Source organism: Alysiella crassa DSM 2578 (assembly GCF_000745955.1).
Lineage (GTDB): Bacteria > Pseudomonadota > Gammaproteobacteria > Burkholderiales > Neisseriaceae > Simonsiella > Simonsiella crassa.
Genome location: NZ_JQKH01000150.1, coordinates 1 through 1,648 on the forward strand (window position 1 = coordinate 1; position 1,648 = coordinate 1,648).

The 1,648-nt window shown below is 39.0% G+C and carries 3 protein-coding genes; all 3 read left to right on the forward strand.

Features of this window, described 5'->3' with window-relative positions:
- The first annotated feature begins 111 nt into the window (after nt 1–111).
- The 3 genes from Q338_RS12445 (at nt 112) to Q338_RS12455 (ending at nt 1,588) form a co-directional block, all read left to right on the forward strand.
- Nucleotides 112–615, forward strand: a complete 504-nt coding sequence (locus tag Q338_RS12445; protein WP_034296054.1) for a hypothetical protein — start codon at nt 112–114, stop codon at nt 613–615.
- 65 nt (nt 616–680) lie between these two features.
- Nucleotides 681–1,007 carry a hypothetical protein gene (locus Q338_RS12450; protein WP_034296058.1) on the forward strand — a complete coding sequence of 109 codons (327 nt, stop codon included), beginning with the start codon at nt 681–683 and terminating at the stop codon, nt 1,005–1,007.
- Nucleotides 1,008–1,036: 29 nt separating this feature from the next.
- Nucleotides 1,037–1,588, forward strand: coding sequence for a hypothetical protein (locus tag Q338_RS12455; RefSeq protein ID WP_034296060.1), 552 nt, complete (start codon nt 1,037–1,039; stop codon nt 1,586–1,588).
- Nucleotides 1,589–1,648: the final 60 nt, after the last annotated feature.

A 1,648-nucleotide genomic window follows, 5' to 3' on the forward strand; every position in this document is an offset into this window, starting at 1 on the left:
GTACCACGCACCAAATCATTCAAATAATTGAAATTTCGGTGCGTAATACGCACCCTACATGAATTTTGTCGTGTACTGTAAGGCAGCCTGAAAATGAAAAAGGAAAATATAATGAAAAAAACAATTTTCTTATTATTGGTGTTGATTTGTTCCAGTTCTGTATTTGCAAATAATGATTTGAAAAATAAACCATTATCTTATGAACATGGATTGGAATTATATAATGAAGAAGCGCGTCATTATCAGGTGTCGGCGATACTTTATTTGTGTGCGATAGAGTACTTGCGGAGAGCACACCCTGAATTTCCTTTAACGGCGGAAAATTTTCAGCGTGTTCGGCAATCGGTGGATGAATTTATGACGCTACAAAATACAGTACCTAATTCGCCTGCAAATTTTTATGCAAATATTTACGCTGATTATTTTACTGAAGCCGATTGGCAGCAATTTGAGCAAGAAAAACGAGCAATAGATGGTGTATTGAGGAAGAAATTGATTTTGCATCATCAGCAACTAAGGGAACGAATGATAAAAGAATGGTTATTGGAAAATTTTGTTTTATCGGTATTTTTACAAATTTTGGACAATGATTTGGGATTGCCGAAACGATATTAATGCCAAACCTAATCATACAAAATCGTTTTTATGCAGCCTGAAAATAAAAAACAAAGGAAAATCCAATGAGCAGAAGCAAACGAAAAACGCCCATTATGGGACACACAAGCTGCCGCAGCGAAAAACAAGACAAAAAACTTTGGCACAAATGCTGGCGTTCAAAGCAAAGAATGGCTTTGCGCTCGCCGCATTTATTGGATTTGGAAGCGATTTCGCCGATTTTGGAAGATGAAGTCAGTAATGTTTGGGCGATGGGGAAAGACGGAAAACGGTATTTTGCATTGTATTGGCAAAAGGATTTGGCTGATTTTTTTGCAAAGCGAAGAAGCAAAAATCAGAGTGAAAAAATCAAGTTAGAAAAACGTTATTTACATCAATTTATGGCGAAATAAGTTTTTCAGGCAGCCTGAAAGTCAAAATCATGAAAAAATCGCGTATTTTTCTCACCACTTTAATAATTGATTTATTGAGATTTGTATTGAAATTGGCGTTTTGGCTTTTGCTGCTAAAAGGCTTGATTGTGTGGCAATCGCATTTATCCACCATTCATTATCAACGTGGCGATGTGCTTGATGAGCGGTTTCGCGTTTTGGCGGTGATGGAACAGGGCAAAATATATCCTGTCAAATTAACGCAATTTGCTGAACGCCGCGATTGGCATTTGCAGCGCGAGCCGATAGAACACGGACAGCGTGGCGATTTCTACTACAAACTCACCCCCATTGAGCCTGATGTATTTGAATTGTATCTGGATTTGGATACAGCAGTTTTGCAAACACGCTATCGGATGACGGCGGATAATCGCGTTGAACCCATGATGTTTCAAGTGGTTTACAGTATTGGCACGGTGTTTGCGGCGGTGTTTTTTTGGTTGCTGATTGGGTTTGTGTGGTATTTTGCAAAAGCATTGTGGGCGTATTTTTTCAGGCAGCCTTTCTGTACACGCCAATTTTTACCAACACCCCAAATGTAGGGTGCGTACCACGCACCAAACCATTCAAATAGTTGAAATTTAGGTGCGTAATACACACCC

Bases quoted from the DNA above. Each gene is read 5' to 3' on its own strand.
- Q338_RS12455 (WP_034296060.1), top strand. From the start codon at position 1,037: ATGAAAAAATCGCGTATTTTTCTCACCACTTTAATAATTGATTTATTG.
- Q338_RS12450 (WP_034296058.1), top strand. From the start codon at position 681: ATGAGCAGAAGCAAACGAAAAACGCCCATTATGGGACACACAAGCTGC.
- Q338_RS12445 (WP_034296054.1), top strand. From the start codon at position 112: ATGAAAAAAACAATTTTCTTATTATTGGTGTTGATTTGTTCCAGTTCT.